At 43.3% G+C, this 24,973-nt stretch carries 20 protein-coding genes, 1 tRNA gene and 1 pseudogene; 6 read left to right on the top strand and 16 right to left on the bottom strand.

Annotation, left to right across the window (positions count from 1 at the left end):
• Positions 1 to 161: 161 nt before the first annotated feature.
• From uppS to rimO, 4 genes are all read right to left on the bottom strand, one after another.
• A complete protein-coding gene (gene uppS / locus ACS8FA_RS19050; protein ID WP_439265731.1) occupies positions 162 to 920 on the bottom strand; it encodes a polyprenyl diphosphate synthase in 759 nt (252 codons plus the stop codon).
• Between the two features lie 389 nt (positions 921 to 1,309).
• Positions 1,310 to 1,864, bottom strand: coding sequence for a ribosome recycling factor (gene frr / locus ACS8FA_RS19045; protein ID WP_057759123.1), 555 nt, complete (start codon positions 1,862 to 1,864; stop codon positions 1,310 to 1,312).
• A 112-nt stretch (positions 1,865 to 1,976) separates the two neighbouring features.
• Positions 1,977 to 2,702, bottom strand: coding sequence for a UMP kinase (gene pyrH / locus ACS8FA_RS19040; RefSeq protein WP_057759121.1), 726 nt, complete (start codon positions 2,700 to 2,702; stop codon positions 1,977 to 1,979).
• Positions 2,703 to 2,874: 172 nt separating this feature from the next.
• The gene (rimO, locus tag ACS8FA_RS19035; protein WP_439265734.1) at positions 2,875 to 4,461 is read right to left on the bottom strand and encodes a 30S ribosomal protein S12 methylthiotransferase RimO; all 1,587 of its coding nucleotides are present in this window, start codon (positions 4,459 to 4,461) and stop codon (positions 2,875 to 2,877) included.
• 135 nt (positions 4,462 to 4,596) lie between these two features.
• On the opposite strand from rimO, the gene ACS8FA_RS19030 reads away from it, so the two are divergent.
• The 3 genes from ACS8FA_RS19030 (at position 4,597) to ACS8FA_RS19020 (ending at position 8,134) form a co-directional block, all read left to right on the top strand.
• A complete protein-coding gene (locus ACS8FA_RS19030) occupies positions 4,597 to 5,961 on the top strand; it encodes a two-component system sensor histidine kinase NtrB (protein ID WP_439265735.1) in 1,365 nt (454 codons plus the stop codon).
• Positions 5,962 to 6,059: 98 nt separating this feature from the next.
• Positions 6,060 to 7,841, top strand: a complete 1,782-nt coding sequence (locus ACS8FA_RS19025; RefSeq protein ID WP_439265737.1) for a sigma 54-interacting transcriptional regulator — start codon at positions 6,060 to 6,062, stop codon at positions 7,839 to 7,841.
• A gap of 208 nt (positions 7,842 to 8,049) precedes the next feature.
• Positions 8,050 to 8,134, top strand: a tRNA-Leu gene (locus tag ACS8FA_RS19020).
• A gap of 204 nt (positions 8,135 to 8,338) precedes the next feature.
• Here ACS8FA_RS19020 and ACS8FA_RS19015 read toward each other — a convergent pair.
• From ACS8FA_RS19015 to ACS8FA_RS19005, 3 genes are all read right to left on the bottom strand, one after another.
• Positions 8,339 to 8,737 carry a ribbon-helix-helix domain-containing protein gene (locus ACS8FA_RS19015; RefSeq protein WP_404692510.1) on the bottom strand — a complete coding sequence of 133 codons (399 nt, stop codon included), beginning with the start codon at positions 8,735 to 8,737 and terminating at the stop codon, positions 8,339 to 8,341.
• Positions 8,738 to 8,792: 55 nt separating this feature from the next.
• Positions 8,793 to 9,353, bottom strand: a complete 561-nt coding sequence (locus tag ACS8FA_RS19010) for a DJ-1/PfpI family protein (RefSeq protein ID WP_439265769.1) — start codon at positions 9,351 to 9,353, stop codon at positions 8,793 to 8,795.
• Positions 9,354 to 9,520: 167 nt separating this feature from the next.
• Positions 9,521 to 10,546 (bottom strand): serine/threonine protein kinase, encoded by a 1,026-nt coding sequence (locus ACS8FA_RS19005; RefSeq protein ID WP_439265739.1) that lies wholly within the window; start codon positions 10,544 to 10,546, stop codon positions 9,521 to 9,523.
• A gap of 192 nt (positions 10,547 to 10,738) precedes the next feature.
• Between ACS8FA_RS19005 and ACS8FA_RS19000 the strand changes: the two genes are divergently transcribed.
• On the top strand, positions 10,739 to 11,710 hold the full coding sequence (locus tag ACS8FA_RS19000; protein ID WP_439265741.1) for an ATP-binding protein: 972 nt from the start codon (positions 10,739 to 10,741) through the stop codon (positions 11,708 to 11,710).
• A gap of 40 nt (positions 11,711 to 11,750) precedes the next feature.
• On the opposite strand, the gene ACS8FA_RS18995 is transcribed toward ACS8FA_RS19000, so the two are convergent.
• From ACS8FA_RS18995 to ACS8FA_RS18965, 7 genes and pseudogenes are all read right to left on the bottom strand, one after another.
• The gene (locus ACS8FA_RS18995; protein ID WP_439265743.1) at positions 11,751 to 12,887 is read right to left on the bottom strand and encodes a ribonuclease Z; all 1,137 of its coding nucleotides are present in this window, start codon (positions 12,885 to 12,887) and stop codon (positions 11,751 to 11,753) included.
• Positions 12,888 to 12,990: 103 nt separating this feature from the next.
• Positions 12,991 to 13,302 carry a hypothetical protein gene (locus ACS8FA_RS18990; RefSeq protein ID WP_439265745.1) on the bottom strand — a complete coding sequence of 104 codons (312 nt, stop codon included), beginning with the start codon at positions 13,300 to 13,302 and terminating at the stop codon, positions 12,991 to 12,993.
• A gap of 94 nt (positions 13,303 to 13,396) precedes the next feature.
• Positions 13,397 to 14,064, bottom strand: a pseudogene (locus ACS8FA_RS18985) (glutathione S-transferase).
• A 194-nt stretch (positions 14,065 to 14,258) separates the two neighbouring features.
• Positions 14,259 to 15,329, bottom strand: a complete 1,071-nt coding sequence (gene rarD / locus ACS8FA_RS18980; RefSeq protein WP_057759099.1) for an EamA family transporter RarD — start codon at positions 15,327 to 15,329, stop codon at positions 14,259 to 14,261.
• A 240-nt stretch (positions 15,330 to 15,569) separates the two neighbouring features.
• Positions 15,570 to 16,640: an EamA family transporter RarD gene (rarD, locus tag ACS8FA_RS18975; protein WP_439265749.1), complete on the bottom strand. Its 1,071-nt coding sequence runs from the start codon at positions 16,638 to 16,640 to the stop codon at positions 15,570 to 15,572.
• 176 nt (positions 16,641 to 16,816) lie between these two features.
• Positions 16,817 to 19,609: a DNA gyrase subunit A gene (gene gyrA / locus ACS8FA_RS18970; protein WP_439265751.1), complete on the bottom strand. Its 2,793-nt coding sequence runs from the start codon at positions 19,607 to 19,609 to the stop codon at positions 16,817 to 16,819.
• A 304-nt stretch (positions 19,610 to 19,913) separates the two neighbouring features.
• The gene (locus ACS8FA_RS18965; protein WP_160021614.1) at positions 19,914 to 20,093 is read right to left on the bottom strand and encodes a YdcA family protein; all 180 of its coding nucleotides are present in this window, start codon (positions 20,091 to 20,093) and stop codon (positions 19,914 to 19,916) included.
• A gap of 469 nt (positions 20,094 to 20,562) precedes the next feature.
• On the opposite strand from ACS8FA_RS18965, the gene ACS8FA_RS18960 reads away from it, so the two are divergent.
• Complete coding sequence (locus ACS8FA_RS18960) at positions 20,563 to 20,844, top strand: hypothetical protein (RefSeq protein ID WP_101206189.1); 282 nt, start codon at positions 20,563 to 20,565, stop codon at positions 20,842 to 20,844.
• A 55-nt stretch (positions 20,845 to 20,899) separates the two neighbouring features.
• On the top strand, positions 20,900 to 21,766 hold the full coding sequence (locus tag ACS8FA_RS18955; RefSeq protein WP_439265753.1) for a methyltransferase domain-containing protein: 867 nt from the start codon (positions 20,900 to 20,902) through the stop codon (positions 21,764 to 21,766).
• A gap of 33 nt (positions 21,767 to 21,799) precedes the next feature.
• Here ACS8FA_RS18955 and ACS8FA_RS18950 read toward each other — a convergent pair whose 3' ends face one another.
• Positions 21,800 to 23,125, bottom strand: a complete 1,326-nt coding sequence (locus tag ACS8FA_RS18950) for an ABC transporter ATP-binding protein (RefSeq protein WP_439265754.1) — start codon at positions 23,123 to 23,125, stop codon at positions 21,800 to 21,802.
• A gap of 124 nt (positions 23,126 to 23,249) precedes the next feature.
• Positions 23,250 to 24,926 carry an ABC transporter permease gene (locus ACS8FA_RS18945; RefSeq protein ID WP_439265756.1) on the bottom strand — a complete coding sequence of 559 codons (1,677 nt, stop codon included), beginning with the start codon at positions 24,924 to 24,926 and terminating at the stop codon, positions 23,250 to 23,252.
• Between the last annotated feature and the right edge of the window lie 47 nt (positions 24,927 to 24,973).

Genomic DNA, 24,973 nt, shown 5'->3' with positions numbered 1-24,973 from the left:
CAGATGGTCAAAAAATGCATTATAGCAGCTAACTAACGATGGCCTAGTGATAGCATTTAATACTAATCCAAGCCGTTTATCATTGCATAAACCAACCTTATTGACCAGTTATACAATACTAACTGAACTGAACCGACTAAACTTATCTATCAACTCACTGCTCAGTGACCTTGCTGCTCTATCACTACTTGCTCGCTGGTTTTGCCAAAGCGGCGTTGGCGTTTAGCAAAATCTGCGATCATCAAAGCCAGCTCTTCTGCTGTAAAATTTGGCCATAATGTGGGAGTAAAAAATAGCTCAGCATAAGCAGATTGCCACAATAAGAAATTAGAAATACGATACTCGCCGCCCGTACGCACTAGCATATCTACTGCTGGCGTATCGGCTAACTGTACGTAATTACCTAACAACTCTTCGCTGACATCTTCAGCTTTTAATTCGCCAGCTTGAACTTGTTGAGCCAGCTGTTTTGCTGCATTTGCAATATCCCACTGCCCACCGTAACTAATCGCAATCACTAGCGTCATTGCGTCAAACTTCGCCGTCTTTTCTTCCGCATCAGCCATTAGCGTTTGTAATGACTCACTAAGTTGACTGCGATCACCGATGAAACGCAAGCGAATACGATACTCATTCATACGCGGCATTTGCTCATGAATCGTCGATGTGAGCAGCTGCATCAACAGTGCCACTTCACTAGGCGGTCTCTGCCAATTTTCGCTAGAAAAAGCAAATACAGTCAGTACTTCAATGCCTGTATTGACACAATACTCAACGATAGGATCGAGCGCGTCTTTGCCAGCCACATGTCCTTGACCGTGGCCCAAATCATTGGCCTTACCATAGCGATTATTACCATCCATAATGATGGCGATATGACGAGGAAGAATAGCGGGCGCCAAAACGGCTGAAGTTGACATAGGCGAATTTGCTTATTGTTGAGGTAAAATAATAATAACGTGTGCAACAGCGATTAAAAAGCGCCATTTATATAATTCACTAACTTATCACAATTGCGTCGTTAGTTTTTAGTGTTCAGAATGCGATGAATCCAGTTCAATCGACCACATCTTTAACATGCCTTAGAGATGGCTTGATATAGTTGATTCAGTTTAAAAGAAAGACAGGACAACCGAGTACAGATGTAACTATGATACTTCAAGCGGGGTTAACGCTGTCACTCTTTTATAAAGGATTGACTATATCAGTCTACACAATAATAAACAGCCAATAGTTATAAAGTATTGGCTGCTCAATTACAGATAATCTACCGAACTGATTCTTGCTATCAATACCAAATATATCAGTATTAAACTTCCATCAAATCGCTTTCTTTCTTACTCAAGCGAGCATCGATTGTTTCGATATACTTGTCAGTGATTTTCTGAATGTCATCACTAGCGCGGCGCTCATCGTCTTCTGAGATTTCTTTTTCTTTTGCCAAGTCTTTGATGTCATTCATCATGTCACGGCGAATATTACGGATAGAAACGCGGCTGCTCTCAGCTTCCCCACGTGCAAGCTTTTGCATATCGCGACGAGTATCTTCTGTCAATGCTGGCATCGGCACACGAATCACATCAGCAGACATTGGGTTTAGACCCAAATCTGCTTCACGAATAGCCTTGTCTACTGCTTGCACCATCGTACGGTCAAACGGTTGAACCAGTAAGGTACGTGAGTCTTCAACGTTCACGCTTGCCACTTGGTTCAATGGTGTATCAGAACCGTAGTAGCTGACCATCACACCTGACAACATACCTGGATGCGCACGGCCAGTACGAACTTTACTGAAAGTGCTTTCAAGCGCTTCCAATGTTTTTTGCATGCGTGCTTCGCCGTCTTGTTTAATCTCTTTAATCATTGTGTATCCTTATTTATCGTTACCGACAAATTTTTTATTTGCTATTGGGATATTAATTATGTGTTGCTAATCGTTAGCTATTTACTGACGTTAGTTGCCAGTATTGCATCAATTAATGAAAAACTCGTGTGCCTTCATTTTCACCCATGATGACATTCAACAATGCATTAGGTTTAGTCATATCAAACACTTGTAGCGGTACGTTATGCTCACGGCACAATGCGATAGCCGTTAAATCCATGACGCCTAGCTTTTGCTCTAGTACTTCATCAAAAGTAAGACCGTCATACTTGACTGCATCATCATGTAGACTTGGGTCTTTGTCATAAACGCCATCGACCTTAGTCGCTTTTAAAATCAAACCAGCTTCGATTTCGATACCGCGCAAACATGCAGCGGTGTCAGTGGTAAAGAATGGGTTACCCGTACCTGCGACAAAGATACAAACTTCGCCGTTTTTAAGATAACGAATGGCATTACGACTGCTATAGCTTTCGGTGACTTCACCAATCGGTAACGCTGACATCAAGCGGGTTTTGATGTTGCGACGCTCAAGCGCATCACGCATTGCCAGTCCGTTCATAACGGTCGCTAGCATGCCCATCTGATCACCAGTAACGCGGCCAACGAGACCTTCTTTTTGTAACTGTGCACCGCGATATAAATTACCACCACCGACCACGATACCAACTTGGACACCAAGTCCACGCAAGTGAGCGATAGACAAGCTCATTTTATCAAGGACTTCGGTATCGATACCCATGTCTTTACTACCAGCTAAGGCTTCACCGGAGAGTTTCAGCAAGATACGAGCGTAACGCGGGTTTTTGTCAGACATGAGGTCACCTTGTTATCATGAAATTATAAAGAAAATTATCGGTAAAATACAAATCGAGTTTGCCCACAACGCCACACTTACAGCTAAGCGTATTAAAAAGGCTAAATTGCGCTAATTGTAGCAAAAACTGCCCGCCATTGGGCAATTTTCACTCGCATATCTTATTGGATACCTAGCCTTGATAACTAGCGAATAGATCGTATTCGCTAGCGTCATCGATAGTCACGGTTAAGAACTGCCCTACTTTAACTTGAGCGTTGATGTCATCAACATAGACATGGCCATCAATTTCAGGTGCATCAGCATAGCTACGGCAGATAGCAATATTTTCATCGCTATCAATTTCATCGACCAATACCGTTAAAGTCTTGCCGACTTTTTCTTGTAGCTTTTGCGCTGAAATATCTTGCTGTAGCGCCATTAAACGCTCATAGCGAGACTGCTTGACGTCTTCAGGGACATGGTCAGGCAAGTCGTTGGCAACTGCACCTTCTACTTCTGAATAAGTGAATGCGCCCACGCGATCAAGACGTGCTTCAACTAGCCAATCAAGCAAGCACTGAAAATCTTCTTCTGTCTCGCCAGGGAAGCCAACCACAAAGGTCGAACGAATCACGATATCAGGACAGATATCACGCCACGCTTTGATACGGGCCAAGGTGTTTTCGCTATGTGCAGGACGTTTCATCGCCTTTAGGATACGATGACTAGCATGCTGGAACGGAATATCTAGATAAGGAAGCAGTTTCTTCTCACCCATCAACTCAACGACTTTGTCTACATGTGGATACGGATAGACATAATGCAAGCGAACCCAAATGCCCAAATCGTTCAATGCTTGGCATAAGTCATAAAACTTAGACTTGAGCGGCATGCCATTCCAAAAACTGGTCTTGTACTTTAGGTCAAGACCATATGCCGAGGTATCTTGCGAGATGATAAGTAATTCTTTCACGGCAGCTTTTTTGAGTGCCAGTGCTTCATTCATCACATTATCAATTGGGCGCGATACCAAATCACCGCGCAAGCTTGGAATAATGCAGAATGTACAACGGTGATTACAGCCTTCTGATATTTTTAGATAAGCATAATGGCTTGGGGTCAGCTTGATACCCGCTTCATTAATCAAATCTATTTTTGGATCATAGTTGGCGTCCTGACTGCGATTTGGCTTAGGCACATGCTGCGCTACTGCCGTAATCACTTCGTCATAGGCATGCGCGCCCGTCACTGCTAATACAGCTGGATGCATCTCACGGATTTTGTCTGCTTCTTTACCTAAGCAACCAGTAACAATCACTTTACCATTTTTGCTAATGGCCTCGCCGATCGCATCAAGCGACTCTTGTACTGCTGATTCAATAAAGCCGCAAGTATTTACCACGACCAAGTCGGCACCGTCATAATCACTGGCTACTTGATAGCCATCACGGCTTAGCTCAGTGATAATACGCTCACTATCCACCAATGCTTTTGGACAACCTAGTGACACAAAACCAATCTTTGGCGCTGCACTAACTGGCATCGTAGCAGTCGCATTGGCAGTCGTTACATCGCTGCTTTGGGCTACACTACGGTTCTGATTGTGGTTGGCTTTATGATGGTAAGGTTGTTTAGTATCTGTTTGACTGACATCTGCCTGACTCTGCGCTTGTACTATGGTAGGCGCGGCAGGATTGAAGATAGTGGCAGTGTCTTTTACGGCAGATAGAGGAGCTGCTGCTGTCGTATTCACTGACTCGGTAGAAGTTTTGGACATGGCTGACCTTGCTAGAGATAAATTGGCTGAGCGCATTGTACGTTTTTTTTGCAAAAATCACCAGTTTTGCCGCTCTATAGTCTTGATTTGTGGTTAAATATTATCTCAAGCATCTGACTTTTTTGGGCACTACTGATGAACGCTGATTTTATAACCGCCAAAACAACCCCTGACCTCGCATTTATATCTCAGCACTTATTCACCGCTATTTTATGGGTCAACGATGAGCTATCAATCACACGGTTGAATGCTCAAGCCGAGCAGCTACTTGCCATTAGTAGCGGCAGACTAATCAATCAATCAATCTTGACACTGCTCGCACCTGATGAGTTAAAGACTAAAGATATTGCATTTATCAATAATGATAGTAGTGAGACAAATGAAAATGAGCCTTCGAGCGAGCCAGCTTACTCTTTGACCGAGCGCTTTGTGCAAGCGCAGAACTACCAACAACCTTTTATCGATCATGACCACATCATAAAAACACCGCTAAACGGTAATTTATCATTGTCAGTCGACTATAGCGTCACACCGGTCATCTATGAACAGCAGCCTTATTTTATTATCGAGATGTGGGGTAAAGATCGTCAAAGTCGTATCTCTGAGGAGCAGCGCCAACAACAGCAGTATACAGTGGCCCGTCATATGCTACGCTCAGTGGCGCACGAAATAAAAAACCCTCTTGCTGGTATTCGCGGGGCAGCCCAGCTGTTGCAACGGCAGTTTATTAAATTCAGTGACGCATCTACTACTAACACCTCTAGCGCTGATAATGCTTTGACAACTACCAACACTGACACGCAGCATGATTTGCAAAAAATGAATCAAAAGCTGCGCAACTATACGGACATTATTATTTCAGAGACTGATCGATTGACTCATCTTATTGGGCAGCTTCTAGGTTCCAATCAACTGCCAAACTGGCAAACGCTCAATATCCATGAGCCTTTAGAGCATGTCTTAACCTTAGTGACCAATCAGTATCCACAGGTAGTGTTACAGCGTGATTATGATTTATCATTGCCAGAGTTGTGTGCAGATAAGGATCAGCTGATTCAAGTGTTTTTAAACCTTATTAATAATGCTTGTGAGTCGATGACTGAGTTCGAACAAACGCTACAACAGAATAAAATCTCAGAGTCTCAAGAATCACCACAAGCTGCCATACAAACTGAGGGCAATTCTGACTATCAACCGACATTGCATATTCAAACGCGGGTTGCTTTTCAGCATACAATCGTCGGACAGCAGCACAAGCAAGTGATGCAAGTTACTATTACTGATAATGGCTCAGGTATTGATCCAGCTCTGATTGGTCAGATATTTTTCCCGATGGTTACTAGCCGTGCAGCTGGTACAGGTCTTGGATTATCCATCGTCCAAGATATTATCAGTCATCATCATGGTATGATTGATGTGAGCTCGACAAAAGAACAAGAAGACAAGCAAACCCGATTTACGCTATATCTACCATTTACTCAACCCATCACTGAGACATAAAACAAATTATGAATTTATGAATTAAAGGCTGCTAAGTTTCATAACGCTAACTCCCAATCCCCAACTTACCATCAATAATTGCTGATTAGGCCCAATACATGACTGAATATAGCGACGACCTCCAACCTAAAAGCGATGATCAATCACCACAATCACAAATAGTAACTGTGAATAATGCACCCAGCGACCACCCTGCAACATTGTGGTTAATCGATGACGATGCAGCCCTACGTATGGTGTTGGCAGACACGTTTGAAGATGCTGGATTGACCGTTATCAGTTTTACTCAAGCACAAGCAGCATGGACTCGCCTTAATGATGTTTTAAAACAGCAAGAGTCAGCCGAGCAATTACCAGACGTCATATTGACCGATATTCGTATGCCAATGATGGATGGATTGTCTTTTAGCGACTGGGTCCATCAGCATTTCCCTAAAATGCCAATCGTAATTATGACGGCACACTCAGACCTGACCTCTGCTATCAATAGCTATCAGACTGGTGCTTTTGAATACCTACCCAAGCCTTTTGACTTAGATGATGCGGTTGCAACGATTTATAAAGCCATCAATTATCAGCCCAATTTAGAGACAACGACTGTTTCCCTTTCAGATGAACCTAATACCAATATAACGTCTGATACTTTCACTGAAGACCTGATAAAACCTAAAGCAGCACCTGCTAGCAAGACAAACAAAGACAATAAGAGCAAAGGTGCCGTCGAAACCAAAAGTAATGGGAACCCTAGCGGCATCATTGGACAGTCACCAGCCATGCAAACGGTGTTTCGTGCTATTGGCAGGTTGGCGCAATCTCCCATTTCCGTCTTAATTACTGGTGAGTCTGGAACGGGTAAAGAGTTGGTGGCCAGTGCATTGCACCAACACTCCCCGCGTAAACAGCAACCATTTATTGCCCTCAATATGGCAGCCATACCACATGACTTGATCGAGTCTGAGCTATTCGGTCACGAAAAAGGCGCGTTCACTGGTGCAACAACGATGCGTCAAGGCCGTTTTGAGCAGGCAGACGGCGGTACTCTATTTTTAGATGAAATCGGTGACATGCCTTTTAGCACTCAGACACGGCTGTTACGCGTCCTAGCCAATGGTGAGTTTTATCGTGTTGGTGGTCAGCAGCCCATAAAGGTCGATGTACGTATCATCGCAGCCACTCATCAAAACTTAGAAGAGCTGGTAAAACAAAGCCGATTCCGCGAAGATTTGTTTTATCGTCTCAATGTCATTCGGTTACCCCTACCACCACTACGTACACGCCCTGAGGACATTCCTGCATTAGCCCTCTACTTTATGCAATCTGCTGCAGAACAAATGAGTACCTCTCCAAAACATTTACATCCTGCTGCATTGCAGATTATGCAAACGTTTGACTGGCGCGGTAACGTGCGTCAATTAGAAAACGTCTGTTTATGGCTAACCGTGATGGCCACTGGTGACACTGTGATGGCGACAGATCTGCCGCCAGAGCTACTTGAAAACATCTCACCTGATGCAGCGCTTTATGAAGAGCACCGCGCAGCAGAGGAAGAAACTCAAGAGAGTTTGACACAAAGCAGCGATGTACTAAAAGGCAGTGCGTTAAATAATCATCAAAATGATCGAAGTAACCAGTTGCCTAAAAGCCAAAGTTGGCAGCAAGCATTGGCTGATTGGGCTGAGCAGTCGCTAAACACGGGCGAAACTGATATTCTGCAAACAGCAACTCCTGAGTTCGAGCGCGTTTTATTAACAGCAGCACTCAATCATAGCGGCGGCAAAAAGATAGAAGCCGCGAGCTTACTTGGTTGGGGACGCAATACTCTGACGCGCAAATTGCAGCAGTTGGATATCTCTGCCCCGAGAGTACCAACTAAAGAGTAAATAAACGCATAAAACATGATATTAAATTATGATTAATATCAATTACTTAAAATTAATATCGAAAATAAATGCTAAATAATTGCAAATAGGGGTTGCCAAACAATTAAAACTCTATATAATAGCCAACCACTGAGACGCACTACCGAATCAGTTAACTATCTAGATAGCGTTTGAGTTTAATCGCTTTTGATGATAGAGTAACGAAAATGGGGCTGTGGCGGAATTGGTAGACGCACCAGATTTAGGTTCTGGCGCCGCAAGGTGTGAGAGTTCGAGTCTCTCCAGCCCCACCATTTTCGGATAGTACATCTTAGACCAAATATCAAAACCTGCTTTTTAGCAGGTTTTTTTGTGTCTGGAATTTGGTGTTAAAACTATAAAATAACTCATGAGAAGTATTAATCTTCTTTTCTAGATCCTTCAGCACCTCATCCATACTCTGATAGCTCCTCTCTACCCGCTTTGCCAATACTTGCATATATCTGCCATAGGCATAATTAATTAATAGAAAGGTTTCCCTCACTATCATTGAATAATGCACTACGTTGATTTTTACGAAGAGCTTCACGTTGAATGATATTTTTGGCATCGACTTTTTCTAAAGGCAATCTTGTTTCGCGAGAAAGATCGCCATCTGCTATTAAGGATAAATAACGAGAACAACAAACTCTTAAAAAAGAGGTGAAATTGCCAATATCATGATCAGCATCGAGAGATTCAAGGTATAGCTTAGTGATCAATTGATTAACCGTCATTTGATCGCGAAATGACAGCTCTTCTAATATATCCCAAAAAAACACTTCTAAACGAATTGAGGTGACAACGCCCTGGATGCGAAGTGATTTGGTTTTAGAGCTCCACAAGCTATCGTCAGCACTAATAAAAAGTTGGCACATATATCCTCTCTCGATACTGGGGTCTATTGAACGTTCAACAGACCCGAATTAATGCTTATAGCAAGGCAACAAACTGCTTTAGCATCGCTGGGTGGGCAGGCCATGCAGGTGCCGTTACCAGTTGGCCATCTGTAATAGCGCCATCCATAGGTAACTCGACATACTCAGCGCCAGCCATTTCTATTTCTGGCTGACACGCAGGATAAGCAGATACTTTTTTACCCTTTAATACGCCCGCAGCCGTCAATAATTGTGGCCCATGGCAAACCGAGGCAATCGGTTTATCAGTATTTGCGAAATGCTGAATCATTGCAATGACCTTAGCATTCAAGCGTAAGTATTCTGGTGCACGTCCACCTGGTAAATACAAAGCATCGTAGTCTTCTACATTGATATCGGCAAAAGACGCATTAAGGACAAAATTATGACCGCGTTTTTCGGTATAAGTTTGATCACCTTCAAAGTCGTGTATTGAGGTAGCAATGCTATCACCTACAACCTTATCTGGGCATACCGCATCAACCTCATGCCCCATTGCTAGCAGCGCTTGGAACGGAACCATGTTTTCATAGTCTTCAACAAAATCACCGGTAATGATAAGTACTTTAGCCATGATATTCTCACTGTATTATAATAAAACACTGTAATGAAATATGGGAACCCAAATTAGTTTATAGCGACTTAGCTTTAAATGAGCCTGAATATCCATTCAAGCATAAAAAACAAAGACTGGGTAATATGTGAATACTACAAACAATCACTTTTTAAAATAAAATCATAAACTTAGCTATTTTCTAATAACTTCAAATCTATCAATATCTTATCCATCTCCTGATACCGTCTCTCTACTCGCTTCGCTAATGCTTTGTCGACCATGTATTGATAGTGACTATATTCTGCTGGTAACGTTGGAATAGGTTGTTGGCAATGCTGAATCGCCCACGCTTTCGATTTATCATGGCTGTCGGCATTTATCTGAAACGGGCGTTTTCCTGTTAGTATCTCAACCATCATTACGCCAAACGCGTAGATATCACTTTGTATAGTTACCTTCTGTCCTTGCCAACGCTCAGGTGCAAGATACGCTGGTGTGCCAGCAGGATTTCGTTGGCTATTAGCCACCGTCATACGTTGTGATAAAGCAAAATCAGTGAGTAATAATCTAGGAGTCAGACTATTGCTCATAGTATCTGCTGGCCACTCGTCGTCAAAACCTTTAATCAAAATATTGCTGGGCTTGATATCATTATGTAGCCAGCCAGTCTGATGCAAATTAGCTATCAAGTATGCAGACTTCATGATGAAATGATGCTTTTTTGACGCTATCAATGACAGATGTTTTGAAGCGGTCAGCTGACTCGCCAAGCTACCATTAGTATAATAAGGCATGACCACTATAACTAGGTGTTGCAACTGCTCTAGTATTTGAACGTTCACGCAATGATGAGCCAATAGCGAAGGTACGATAGCATTATCTTTGATTTTCGATGAAGCATTTACAGCAGCTAAAATATCCGCTTCATGAGTTAAATCGGCAGCAATAGGATAAGCGCTATCACTCAACTGCCATTTAATCATCACGCTACCAAATTGCGGATGCTGGGCACGTGTTAGTCCTTGGAAGTAAGTATTGTCGATATGTTGCATTTTGACATCTTGCGTTTGTTCTGTGCTTTGCTGAGCAATACGTTGATGCACTATTTTCCTAAAATCTTGTGCGTCCAGTTCTTGGGTAATAATGGGCAATAGCTGCATTGCTTGAGCTTGCAAGGCTTGCGTAATAGACGGATTACTGGCACTATTTTCCATGATATTGTTTCTCATAATATAGTGAGATTACTGCCTTCCCATTCGTATCATTTCCAAAGATAATAATAACGCGAATAATGGTTACAAGTACTACGATCAATAGGTACTAAGATTGTAGGCACTAAAATTGCAGCAACGTTAATTGTATTTTTGGGTATGGTATTAAAGACAACCTTAATTGCTAGAGCCACTATGTCCCAACCAACTATCCCGACCACGCCATCTGATCAGCCTACTTACGCCCTACCCGCACCGTTGCTAGATTTACTCAGTCAGTACTTACAAGAGCGAGTCACACCAACTATTGAAATCGATCCGAGCCAGCTTGCTTATCGCTGGGTTGGTGGACGCACTGGTCACCTGCAACCTTTGTCGGTCAACCTGTTTTTGAGCTTAGATGACTTGCATGGTATCGATACGCAAAAGTCTAAATTGGTACAGAATACCCGTCAGTTTATTAAAGGTTACCCTGCCAACCATGTATTGATGTCAGGGACACGCGGTGCCGGTAAGTCATCATTGATTCGCGCTTTGCTACAAGCCCATCATAGTGAAGGCTTGCGTATTATTGAGGTTGCCCGCGATGATCTGCAAGTATTGGACAAGATTCGTGCTGCTATTAATGCCCTACCAGCAGATTGTCATTGCCGCTATATCGTATACTGTGATGATCTCGCTTTTAATGGTCAAGACGAAAGCTATCGTGCGCTAAAGAGCGTACTCGATGGCTCGCTAGACTCTGAGCAAGACAAACTACTGGTCTACGCCACCAGTAATCGTCGTCGCTTGCTACCGCAGATGATGAAAGACAATGTCGATATCTATAATGGGCAGACGGATGAAGTCAATCCCTATGAGGCCATTGATGAGACCGTGTCATTATCAGATCGGTTCGGTTTGTCCCTGACCTTCCATCCTATGGATCAGCAGACTTATCTGCATATTGTTCAGCACTATCTGAGTTTAGAGCAGCAAAAAATCTCAGCTGATGTGGATAGTGATGCTAAGGGCATTTTGGAAAGTCAATCTATGCCTGATAAGATCAGAAAGGATGCGCTACGCTGGGCCTCAGAACGTGGTGGTCGCTCAGGACGAGTTGCTTATCAATTTAGCCGTTTTTGGAGTGGTAAAACACAATTGGCTATCGAAGACAGTAAGTACTAGGTCATATTTAACGCTAAATCATATCTAAGCTTAACGATGTCTAATCACTGCGTGCAGAGCCTATATACTGCACGCGACTCTCTTCTTGACTGTTCTCTTGATTGCTTACCGATTCAACTGCACCATCAACCATATATTGGTCAAAATCTGCCGCCAGCCATAGATTACCTTTGTAGACGCTCTCAGCATCTAAACGAATATATGCCATATTTGGCGTTTCGCTATCTGGATTATCAAAGTTCTGATAGCGAGCGCTAAAGTGGGTCAAAATGATGTTTTTCAGGTTCATCTTTTGCGCGAATGTGCCCACCACATGCGCACTGCTATGCATTGGGTCATAGTCAGGGTTTCTGGCTTGAATAGCCATCATGACCTCATGCGTATAAGTGGCTTCATGCACCAATAAATCCGCATTGATAACGGCTTTGCTTAACAAATTTGGCGCATCATTGTCTCCTGCCACCACCACTCGCGTCCGCTGTATCTCATTGTCAACATAATCTACTGAGCGCAATTGTCTATTACCCTCAGTCGTGACATCTTCGCCTTGCTGTAACTTGCCCCATAGTGCACTTGCTGGAATACCATCTGCCACAAGCTTATCTGTATTAAGGATGCGGCGGCTAATAGTCTGGGTAATACCAAAGGCATAAGAAGCAACTCGATGTGATAGCGGCGTGATATCAATATCAAGCTGATGTTGGTCGCTTAAGCTAATACTGACCTTGTTCGTATCACCTTGCTCAGCTAACACCTCTTCAATCGCTATAAAGTCGAGAGCGAAAGGTAGATACAGCTCTGTAGTAGCGACAATGGCTTCAAGCAAAGTAGCAATCGCTTTTGGAGCAATCAAAGTTAATGGTTCACGGCGCCCTGACATAGCAGCACTAGCTAGCAGCCCTGGTAGACCATAGCAATGGTCACCATGAACATGAGTGATACAGATAGCAGCCAATTGATGTAAGGAGAGCTTGGTATGTAGCAACTGCTGCTGCGTGCCTTCACCGCAATCAATCAGCACCCATGGGCGCGATTTCTTACTCTGATTGTTCTGTTGACGACTTCCTTGCTGTACGCCAGAGGTATGCGGATTCAGACACTCTATCGCCAATGCAGTCACATTACGCTGTTTGGTCGGTACACCTGCAGAGGTTCCCAAAAAGGTTAGCTTTAGCATAATGATGCCTTTGATTTATTAGGAATACTGGCTAAGAAGTACGAGAGCATCTCTTCATCCTAAATCAATGACAGAAATAAGATAAACGAAGAATATACCCTAGCTACGACAGTTGGCATATCATGGTTTTTTGACCTTCAACCATTTGTCCACCATTGGCGGTGCACTCGTTTACCATATTTGATTCGTAAGATTTCCAGCCACCATAAAAGCTCGCTGCACATAGAATTACCACTAGAATTTTCTGTGACCACGATTTGATAGAGACTTGCTGGCTATTAATCTGTTGTCTATTATTTTCTTGCATACTGGTATCTTGCTTATTAAGTGATGTTTGAGTTGCTGACTGATTATCATCTTTGTCTAGACTATCTTGCTTCAGATTACCTTTATTCGAAGTATTTAGATCTGTCATAGTATTATCCTAAAAAAGGCTTTGTTTATTCATAAACAAAGCCTTTGGTCTATATGGCTACTTAAGCGTTGAGAGAGGATTATACCAGTATCCTCTAAAAATTCAGACGGCCGCCCTTTTTTCTGCTCGCTTAAAGGCATCTCGTTCTTCGCAGCGTTTGAGCCAATTCAAGAGATTGGTATATTTACTCTGATCTAGACCTGCACCAGCATTGGCACCCAAGACTGCAAAATGCATTTGAATATCAGCGGCGCTAAATTCACTACCTGCAAACCAGTGATTTTCATGTAGATGACGCTCCATCATATCTAGCATTTTCTCCAAACCGCTACTGATCATGTTTTTTTCAATCTGACCTTGGATTTTTTTGCTGATAGGTTTGATTAGCATTGGCGACTGAGACACCACTTTTGTGAATACCAAGCGCATGACCAACAGTGGCATCAATGAAGCCTCTGCAAAGTGTAGCCAAAACGTATAGGCTTCCCATGCTGCTTCGTTATTATCGTCAGGTTTGAACTGCTTTTCTTTGTCATAGTGCCTAATCAAATATTCAATGATAAACCCTGACTCAATCAGCACACGATCGTCCGCTTCTAGTATCGGTGCATTACCAATCGGATGCACTTGCTTTAAGCTATCAGGAGCACGGTATGCTTTATTGCGCTCATAGCAAGTCAGTTTATAATCGGCGTCGAGCTCTTCCAACAGCCAAATAATACGAAACGAGCGCGAGTTTGCTAAATGATGAAGATGTAACATAAACCGTCCTAGTTATATATTGTAGTAAATCAGCCATAATATCTCAGATATAGCGCCATATGTTCACTCAATCGCGGCACTACTGCTCTCGATAATAGCGTAATTTGTACTTCTTTAATACTGTGAGTTGGCAGACATGCTGGAAAACTATGCCTACCGAATCGATACTATCTAAGACGGCGTACTCTTTGACATCAATCTAAATGTAATGCTTCAATCTTACGCGTCATTTTATCTATCTTTTGCTGATATTTTTTGATCTGGCGGAATCGATGCGCGATTAGCACGCCTTTAATACGGCGATTTTTCAGGCGGCGACGTGGTGGAAAACTGCCTACTTGTGGCTCATTGTAGCCATGTAAACGGTCTTCACGTTTACGCGCCATATAACCTAATGCGCTATCAGCAATCATAATCAGCAATGCGATGAAAATCATGCTGTACATCAGCATGGAGCCACCATCATGTAAGTTACGATCTAAAATTGCGATTGAGAAGATAAACAAGAATATTGGCTCAAGGTAGCACAAAGTCCCAAATAGTGAGACAGGCAGCTTCTGACTCGCTACCATTGTTAGTGACATTGCAGCGGTACTGATGATGCCTAATAACGGCAACAGATACCAAAGCTTGTGGTTGGTGATTGCTACTTCAAAACCGCCATTCATATACAGCGCGACCAATACCACTGGTAACAATAATACAAGGTCTGAAATCAGACCAGTAATAGGCGGCACAGCCAACTTGCGGCGTAGTAGATAATAAGGAGGATAACCCAAGCAAACAAATAAAGTCGCCCAAGAAATAGCCCCATACTCAAAAATATCGTAAGCGATACCAAGACCTGCACATACGATAGCAGCCCACTGAAGTAAGCTCATGTCTTCGTTGTAAAAGAACCTGCCGACAACGATCATAATCATCGGATATAGGAAGTAACCCAACGTTACCTCAAGCCCCAAGCCATTGACTGGCGCCCACATAAATATCCAAATTTGTGCGCCCAAAATCGGTGTAGGTAATATAAATAAAAACCACTCTTTTGCATTTTTTAGTGTTTTTAAATAATCAAAAATGTGCTGCCACTGCTTTAATACGCTTACCAGCAGTACTAGACTAAAAAACATTGTCAGCACGCGCCACGAAGCGACTTGCGTACCTGATAATGGTTGCAGCAGTAGACCAAATAAGAACAGCAATGAGTATAAGAAATTTGCAGCGACAGCAGTGATTGTACCCTGCGAGGTTTGGTTAGTAGTTAGCATCACAACAGCCTTTAAAGATTGGGGCACATCCATGGCAATTTTTAAAAAAAACAAAAGCCTCAGACGAGAACGTCTGAGGCTTTTGCATATAAGGTCGTCGCGCAATCTAAGTTGAACGCTTTTGATGTATTAGGCTTACATCATGGTCGGCATTATGTCAAAGTCAGAATGAATAAGCAATGCCACTATTCATCTAGTGTCTAAACTTTTAAATTGAGTAAATTTAATGCAGGTAAGTACTTATTTTGCATCAAGTTGTTGGATTTTTTGCTGTATCTTATCCATCTTCTTTTGGTAACGACGAATCTTGCGAAAACGATGGGCTTTTAGCACGCCATCGATACGCTGATTGATAAAGTGACGACGCGGTGGAAAGCCGCCAATCTGAAGCTCTCTATAGCCATGCAAGCGGTCATTACGCTGACGAACGAGGTAGCCCTTGATGCTATCGGCCATCATGACCAGTAGCGCAAGCGTAATCATGCCGTACATAAAGAGCGAACCACCTTCTTCAAGGCTTTGACTCAAAATAGTAATAGACAATACGAATAACAGCATCGGCTCGATGTAACTCAATGCTCCAAATAGTGATACTGGCAACTTGCTACTGGCAATCATCGTCAGCGACATCGCAAGCGCACTAAAAGCACCAAGCAGCGGCAACAGATACCAAAACTTCATGTCTTGCGCCGCAACATCAAAACCGCCCGTCATATAGAGCACGATGAGCACGACTGGTGTTAACAGCGTCAAATCAAACAACAACCCTGTAATGGGCGGTACAGAAAGGGTGCGGCGTAGCAGATAATACGGTGGATAACCCAAGCATACAAACAGTGTCACCCAAGATACTGAACCATACTGAACAATATCGTAGCCGATACCGAGTGCTGCAAATATCGCGGCAGCCCATTGCAAGATGCTCATATACTCATGGTAAAAGAATCGACCAAGCACAATCATCACTAGCGGCAATAAGAAATAACCCAACGTAACATCGAGACCAAACCCATTGACCGGAGCCCACATAAACAACCAAATCTGCCCACCTAGGATTGGCGCAGGTAGAATAAATATTAGCCATTCCTTGATTGTCTTTAGCGTCTTTATATAATCAAAAACACGTTGCCACTGCTTAGTCAAACTGACCAATATCACCAAACTGAGTAACATCATGAGCACACGCCATGATGCTACCTGCGTCCCTGTTAAGGGCAACATAAACAGTCCAAATAAAAACATCATCGAGAATAAAAAGCTCGATGATACCGAAGCAACCGTTCCCTGAAAAGTTTGATTGGTCGTAAGCATAACAACAGCCTTAAAAAATAGAACCTTATTTACAATATTGAAAAAATGGGAATGAAAAAACAAAAGCCTCCGACGATAACGTCAGAGGCTTTTTTCTAGAAAAATACTAAGAGACTAGACTCAAAAGCTAATTACCAAGACTATTACTCGTCATCGTCTTATGCATAGTGAGTCTATTATAGATTGTCACTTGGTTTATGGTCGTTTGCAATATCAATCGCATCATCGACGTCGGTAGTTGCAGTATTGTCAGTTGTCGCATCAATATCTATCTGCTCTTGACCTTCTACCTCAAACGTACCGTCTTCTCTCATGGCATCGATAAGCTCGTCATCGCTCTCTTCGTGCTCAACACGCGCCATGGCAACCAGTTTTTCATCTTTTGACAGACGAATCAATGTTACACCTTGTGTATTACGACCAGAGCTAGCGACATGCTCAACTGGGGTACGAACCAACGTGCCTTTATCAGAGATTAAGATAATATCATCGGTAGAGTCAACCTTGGTCGCTCGTACTAGTGCGCCATTACGCTCACTGGTCTTGATAGCGATCACACCGCCACCGCCACGATTTTGTGTATTGAACTCATCAATAAAGGTACGTTTACCAAAGCCATTTTCACAAGCAATCAAGATTTCACGTACATCATCTTCGATAACGACTAATGATTTGATAAATTCGTCAGTAGCCAGACGCATACCGCGGACGCCTTTTGCCGTACGGCCCATCGCACGCGCATCATTTTCATCAAAACGAATGGCTTTACCACTTGAAGCGAACAACATGACTTCTTGGCTACCATCAGTGATACGAGCGCTGACCAATTTATCGCCGTCTTCTAGACCAACTGCAATGAGACCGTTCGAGCGGATGTTGGCAAACTGCTTCAGTTCTACCCGCTTCACTGTACCGTTGGCCGTGGCAAAGAACACAAAAGGTGGCTCTGCTTGGTTGCTATCTTCTACCGAATCGTCATCATTGCTTACTTCTGATACTTCACTTACTACTGATGTATCTTCTACGATTTTTGGAATTGGTAGTATCGTCGTAACGGTTTCGTCGCTATTTAGACCAATTAGATTGACCAATGGACGACCACGAGCACCACGACTGGCAATCGGCACTTCAAAACCACGTAAGCTAAAGACACGTCCACTATCAGTGAAACACAGTACCGTAGAATGCGTTGATGTCACGACTAAATGATCAATCACATCATCTTCTTTCATTGCCGTAGCAGACTTACCTTTACCGCCACGTTTTTGTGCAACATAATCATCAATCGGCTGAGTTTTGGCATAGCCAGTACGCGATACCGTCATGACGACCGTTTGCTCAGGGATAAGATCTTCGCGACTAAAGTCCATACGTGAATCGATGATATCGGTACGGCGCTCATCACCAAAGTTATCGCGAATCTCGATCATCTCATTAGAGATAATCGCCATCAGCTTATCAAAATCGCCAAGGATAGACTCTAAATGCGCGATTTCACGCAGTAAGTCTTGGTATTCTTCGGTCAATTTATCTTGCTCAAGACCAGTCAAACGATGCAATTGCATATCTAAAATCGCATTGACCTGCTCAAGTGATAAGCGATAACGCTCTTCGCCTTCGATCAGACCAAACGGCGCTTTAGGATCTTCGCCATCGATAAACTCAGGACGTACTGACTGACTACCAGCAGCTGTAAGCATCGCAACGACACTGCCTGAGCCCCACGTGTTATTTAATAAGCTTTCACGTGCTAGGCCACGGTTTGCAGAAGCTTTAATCGTCGCGATAATTTCGTCGATATTGGCTAGAGCAACCGTTAGACCTTCTAGCAAATGACCACGAACGCGGGCTTTGTTCAATTCATAAATCGTACGACGTGTCACCACTTCTTGACGATGACGGACAAATGCAGCGATAAGCTGACGCAAGGTCAATAGTTTTGGCTGACCATTATCCAGCGCCACCATATTGATACTAAAGCTAGACTCTAGCGGCGTTTGTAGAAATAGGTTATTAACGATAACTTCAGCCGTCTCACCGCGACGCAAATCAATAGCGATACGCATACCGTCTTTATCAGACTCATCACGAATTTCGCTAATGCCTTCGATTTTTTTATCACGAACAAGCTCTGCGATACGCTCAATCAGTTTGGCTTTGTTGGCCTGATAAGGTACTTCGGTAAATACGATGCGCTCACGATCACGGTTAACGCCAGCATTGCTCATCGGCTCGATATGATAGCGACCACGGATATGCAAACGGCCTTTACCCGTACGATAAGCATCTAAAATGCCCGCGCGACCATAGATAATACCGCCCGTAGGAAAATCAGGACCTGAGATATGCGACATCAACTCTTCAGCTGAAACTTGTGGATTTTCAGCATAGGCCAAACAAGCATTGATCACTTCGGTCAAATTATGCGGGGCCATATTGGTCGCCATACCAACGGCAATACCCGTCGCGCCATTGACCAATAGGTTAGGAATACGCGCTGGCATTACGCTTGGCATGCGCTCAGAGCCGTCGTAGTTGTCTTCCCAATCGACCGTATCTTTGTCCAGATCAGCGAGCATCTGGTGGGTCAGTTTGGTCATACGTACTTCGGTATAACGCATCGCTGCCGGAGGATCATCATCGATCGAGCCAAAGTTACCTTGACCATCAACCATTGGATAGCGCAAGCTGAAATCCTGCGCCATACGCACGATGGCATCATATACCGCACTATCGCCATGTGGATGGTACTTACCGATAACATCACCGACCACACGTGCTGATTTTTTATACGGTTTATTATAATCGTTTGATAGCACGTGCATGGCATACATCACGCGGCGGTGTACAGGTTTGAACCCATCACGCACATCAGGCAGCGCACGCGAGACGATCACGCTCATCGCATAATCCAAATACGACTGCTTTAGTTCATCTACGATGCCAATAGGACTGACCGATTCGCTCATATACACTCCTTCACTCACATTCTTTTTCTAACGTTGACACATCGCTTATGGCACCCATAGATCATATAAAAATACTGCCACATAAATGGGCAGTCATGACCAAAATAGACACCATAAAAAACACTACTGCACGTGCAAAACAACCAGAAAACTGTGATACGGTTTTTGTTAAAAACAATGTTTAATAAAAGAAGCTATTTTAGCACAAATTTGCTGATTTAGGGGGTTCTGAGTACCATTAAAATCAAGCTAGACGGTTCATTCGCAGTGATATTTTGAATTATTGACACACACTAAAATAATTCTAATGACAGGTTTTTTTTGATTGGCTGATTTTGCCATTTTTACAGACGAACTTACCATCTGCTGAGCAATGAGACAGCCCGCCCATTTTACCTGAACAAGGCGTATTTCGAGCTTGTGCTTGGCTCATAGATGTAAAGGCAAATACTAGGGCGAGTAGCGCTGTGCTGATTGATTTCATTGTTTATTCTCCGTATCTGATGGATATTAAATAGAAGAATACTATACTCATTCAGTACAGCTCGACAAGATTTATTTTGACTAACTGAGTGGATACTTATATTTCTATCTACAGTTCAACATGACATTTAATTTAACGCTAAAATCTTGAGCATAGGGCTCATACGTGGTTTGCATATAAGCTCTATTAGCCAAACAACTAGGATGCTTAGAATATTTAGCCAATATAACAACATCTACAACTGTCTCTGACATAAACTAATTGTTTTTATGAGCACACTGTCTTCATAAGCAGACTGTATTTCAACATCATAATGTTTTCAAAATCATATTATTTTAATCAGCACATTATGATTTAAACCACTTTGATGCAGCTATTTTTTGAGTGATACTGGACAAAAAATTTCTAAACGCTACACTACCTCATCTTTTATAGCACTTAAATAACGACCTAACAGGCTACTTTTATTATGGATATCATTCTTGCAATTGTTTGGATTTTAGCAATGGTGCTATACAGCTTTTCGAGCGATTATGTTGCTAGCTTTCCTAACCATAACAATCGCGCTGTCCCTTATGTCCGTTGGGGAGCACTTTTAGTCGCGATGGCTTTATCAGCATACTTGTCAAAAGCCTACCAAGAAAACCTACAAGGCAATGGTATGTGGGTGTTTGTTATCGTGGTATTTGTCGTTATTGTATTAGCGAAGGTTGTTTTTAAATGGGTAATTAACAGACGCCTGAAACGCTAGTTAATACTGAATAGTTTTATTAATTTGACCCTCTTAATTATTGATCTAAATACCTATGACAATTAAACATCAAGATAGCCAGCCTGACTCAAACCTTTCTATACCAGCAGAAAACAAACGAGCAGAAGACAAACGAGCAGATCGTAGTTTCGATGCCATTGCCGATCATTTCGAAAAGAAAGTGTATGGTGGTTTAAAAGGCGAGATTCGATTGGCTGTACTACGACGTGATATTTTTGAATATAGTTCACAGATGAGTGAGGCGCTTGGGCGACCTTTACGTATCTTGGATGTGGGTGCAGGGCTTGCGCAAATTGCGATAGAACTTGCTGCTCAAGGTCATAGCGTAGTCATCAATGACATATCAGCGAATATGCTTGAGAAGGCAAAAGCGAGCGCAGAAAAAGCTGATAAAAAGCTAGACATCACATGGTACGTCTGTCCATACCAAACACTTGAAGAAACGCTAGGTAAAGAGGAAAACGATAAGTTTGATTTGATCCTATCGCACGCGCTACTTGAATGGTTGGCAGAGCCTGCTGCCGTCATGGACTTCTTTGATCAATATCTAACCGATGATGGCGCGCTATCTTTGTGCTTTTATAACCCTGCAAGCTTTGATTATCGCAACCTCATCATGGGAAATTTTAATTTACTCGATAATACAGACTACAAGGCGGACAATAAGAAAAGCCTCACACCCAATCATCCCGTTGCTAAAGAAGAAGTGGAGTCTTGGCTAAAAGCGCATGATTATCAGACGGTACGTAGCAGTGGTCTACGGGTATTTCATGACTATGCACCGCTCAAGCGTGGCGGTCATAACGATCCAGATGCGGTGATAAGGATGGAGCTGCGCTACTCACAATTAGAGCCATACAAATGGCTTGGACGGTATTTGCATATTTTGGCTAAACGGTAAACTTAGACAACCACTCAAAAGCTGTGAAGGCTGCTAAACGTCTTCATCAACTCTCGATGATCTGTCATATTCTGACCAAGTGGTGGCATTGACCTCTTTTTCGTCAAACACGACCACATGCTCCAATAACGGCAAGATACCAATATGTGAACCAATTTCATGATTATGATGGCTAGCAACCAGTGATAATATGGTCTGTCCGTCATCTAACTGTAGACGGTACAAATAGTTGGCACCGCGGAACACTCGCCCAATCACCAAGGCTGTCTGCGTACTATCATCATCATGGATGATATCGTCAGGACGCACGAGCACTTTGATTGGTGTACCATTTGGATAATCATATTCGCAGTACTGTGGTTGTCCTGATTCATCATAGACTTCCATGCGGCGATAGATATTGCCAAGCGCCGTCTCCACACGACCTTCTTTGATGATACCGTCTATCATCGCGCCTTCGCCGACGAACTCAGCGACAAAAGGACTGACAGGCTCATGATACAGCTCGCTTGGTGTTGCCCACTGTACCAATCTGCCCTTATCCATTACCCCGACTTTATCTGCTAACGCAAACGCTTCGTTTTGGTCATGAGTGACCAAGATTGCAGTAGTATGGGTACGTTTGAGAATGTCACGGACATTCATTGCCAAGGATTCACGTAATACCACGTCCAGATTAGAAAATGGCTCATCAAGTAGTAGTAATTTAGGCTTCGGTGCTAGCGCTCTTGCAAGTGCCACACGCTGCTGCTGACCACCGGACAGCTCATTTGGACGTTTATCCGCATGCTCCGTCAGTTCGACCAGGCTTAGCATCTCAGCCACACGTGCTTTTTTGTCAGCAGCTGACCATTTATTGAGGCCAAAGGCAATGTTTTTTGCCACGCTCAAATGACCAAAAAGCGCATAATCTTGAAACACCATCCCCATGCCGCGCTTGGCTGGTGCCACGGCAAAAGAGTGCCGAGCTGTTTTTTCCGTTAGACGTTGATTGTTTAAATGGATAGTACCGCCGCGGCTTTGCTCCAGTCCTGCAATCGCTCGTAAGGCCGTGGTCTTGCCGCAGCCGCTATAACCCAAAAAACACCCAATCTCTCCTTGCTCGAGCATCAACGACATGCCATTAACCACAATAGTATCGTCATAGCCGACAATTAGGTTTTGTACACTAAAGTAAGGATCTGTCGCGATATGTTTCTCAGTATTTTGTTGTGAGGTACTGCTCTGCTCTACAGTTTTATTCGGCTGAACTGGATTGATTCTATTTTGTGACAGTGGTGATTTTGCTACAGGCATGTGGTTAGCCCGAGCCTTTTCTGACTTAGAATTTGTAGAGTCGTTCATTGAATCAGTGTACATAGACGGTACCAGTTCGCTATTAGTAAGTAAAACCATCGATAAAACAGAGCAAATTATAATATAGCTGACACTACGAGTGTGCTGTTAAACTTATACCAAATTATTGCTATTAACTTTGTTGCTATTAGCTGTGTTTATCGCTTTGACGCAGTAGTATCCAGACAGGAAGCAAGCCAACTAACACGATTAGCAAACTCGGTAATGCGGCTCGTCCCCACATACCTTCGCTCGTCATTTCAAACACGCGTACTGCAAGCGTGTCCCAGCCTTGACGCCGTGTCATGAGCGTAATAGGCATCTCTTTCATCACTTCGACAAAGCCCATCAATAATGCGGTCAATACACCAGGGCTAAGCACAGGCAGCATTACATGACGCCAACGCTGATAAGGACTGTCGCTCAGTAATTTTGCAGCAGCTTCTTGATTGACTGTCAATCGTTGCAACTGTCTGTCAACTGGCTGAAAACTCACTGTCATAAAACGCGTCGATAACGCCAGTAGCATAACAATGACGCTGCCAGAGAGCACTTGCTGTGAGGTGATACCAAAGGCAATCATTTGATTATCAAGCCACGCAATAGGTATAAATATCCCTACCGCCAACACAGTCCCCGGTACGACATAGCCTAAATTGGCTAAAGTGGTCATTAGCTTAGTCGATTTATCAGGATACTGCCGTTTGATCCACGCAATAATAATGGCCAAAAAGGCAATAAACAGCGTGGTCATACTAGCAATCATGAGGCTATTGGTGACAAAATCAATGTAACGTGCATCAAAATCTTGGCGAAAATTCAGTGCTGTCCAATAGATGAGCTGTAAGAAAGGTATTAAAAAGGCAATTAAAAAGATCAGCGTACACAGCAGCGTCATGGCTAGTTTGGCAGGTTTGCTAGCGTCAAAGCGGTGGCTGCTACCTTGGGTAAGTGAACTACCACGCTTCGCTTGCCAATACTGCTCAAACAATACCACAATAAAGATCACACCAATGAGCAAGGCTGCTAACTGAGCCGCTGTGGTCAAACTAAAAAAACCAAACCATGCTTTATAAATGGCGGTAGTAAAAGTATCGACATTGAATACCGATACTGCACCAAAATCCGCTAAGGTTTCCATACTGGCTAGCAACAAGCCACCTATAATCCAAGGCAGTGCCTGCGGTAATGCCAACCGAAAGAACACACGGCTACGACTCAAACCTAGCATCTGCCCCGCTTCTATCGCTCGCCTGCCTTGTGACAAAAATGCCTGACGCGCTAGCAAATATACATAAGGGTAAAACGCTAGCGATAATACCAAGCCTGCGCCCCATACATTCCTTATCGACGGTATAGCAGTACTGATACCGGAATCGCGCAGAGCTGTCTGTAACGGCCCACTGAAATCAACAATGCCGATAGTGACAAATGCCAATACATAAGCAGGGATGGCAAGTGGCAACATCAACGCCCACGAAAAGAAACGCTGACCGGGGAAGCGATACATACTAGTGACCCAAGCCAAAGCAGTACCAATAGTGCCTGAAACGACAGTCACCATAAGCAATAAAATCGCCGTGTTTTTGAGTACTTGCGGCAGTACATAATCTGCCATGTGTGTCCAAATCTCTGCCACTGGCTGAGTCCACGACAGCAGCACGATCAAAATCGGTACTAGCATAAACAACGAAATCAGCCCTAAGACTGATTTCGAGATAATACGTTTACGAAAGGCGTGGTCTTGGCTGACAGTCTGCTGGTCATTAACACCGTCATTGACAGTATCATTTTGACTAACAGACGCATCTGGCGTTGTGATCATATTATCATTACCGTGTCATACGTATAGAGACCTTGTAAGCTGGTACC

It is taken from the genome of Psychrobacter sp. 1Y1 (assembly GCF_051847395.2).
In the GTDB taxonomy this organism is placed as follows: Bacteria; Pseudomonadota; Gammaproteobacteria; order Pseudomonadales; family Moraxellaceae; genus Psychrobacter.
This window is presented reverse-complemented; position numbering and strand designations above follow the sequence as displayed.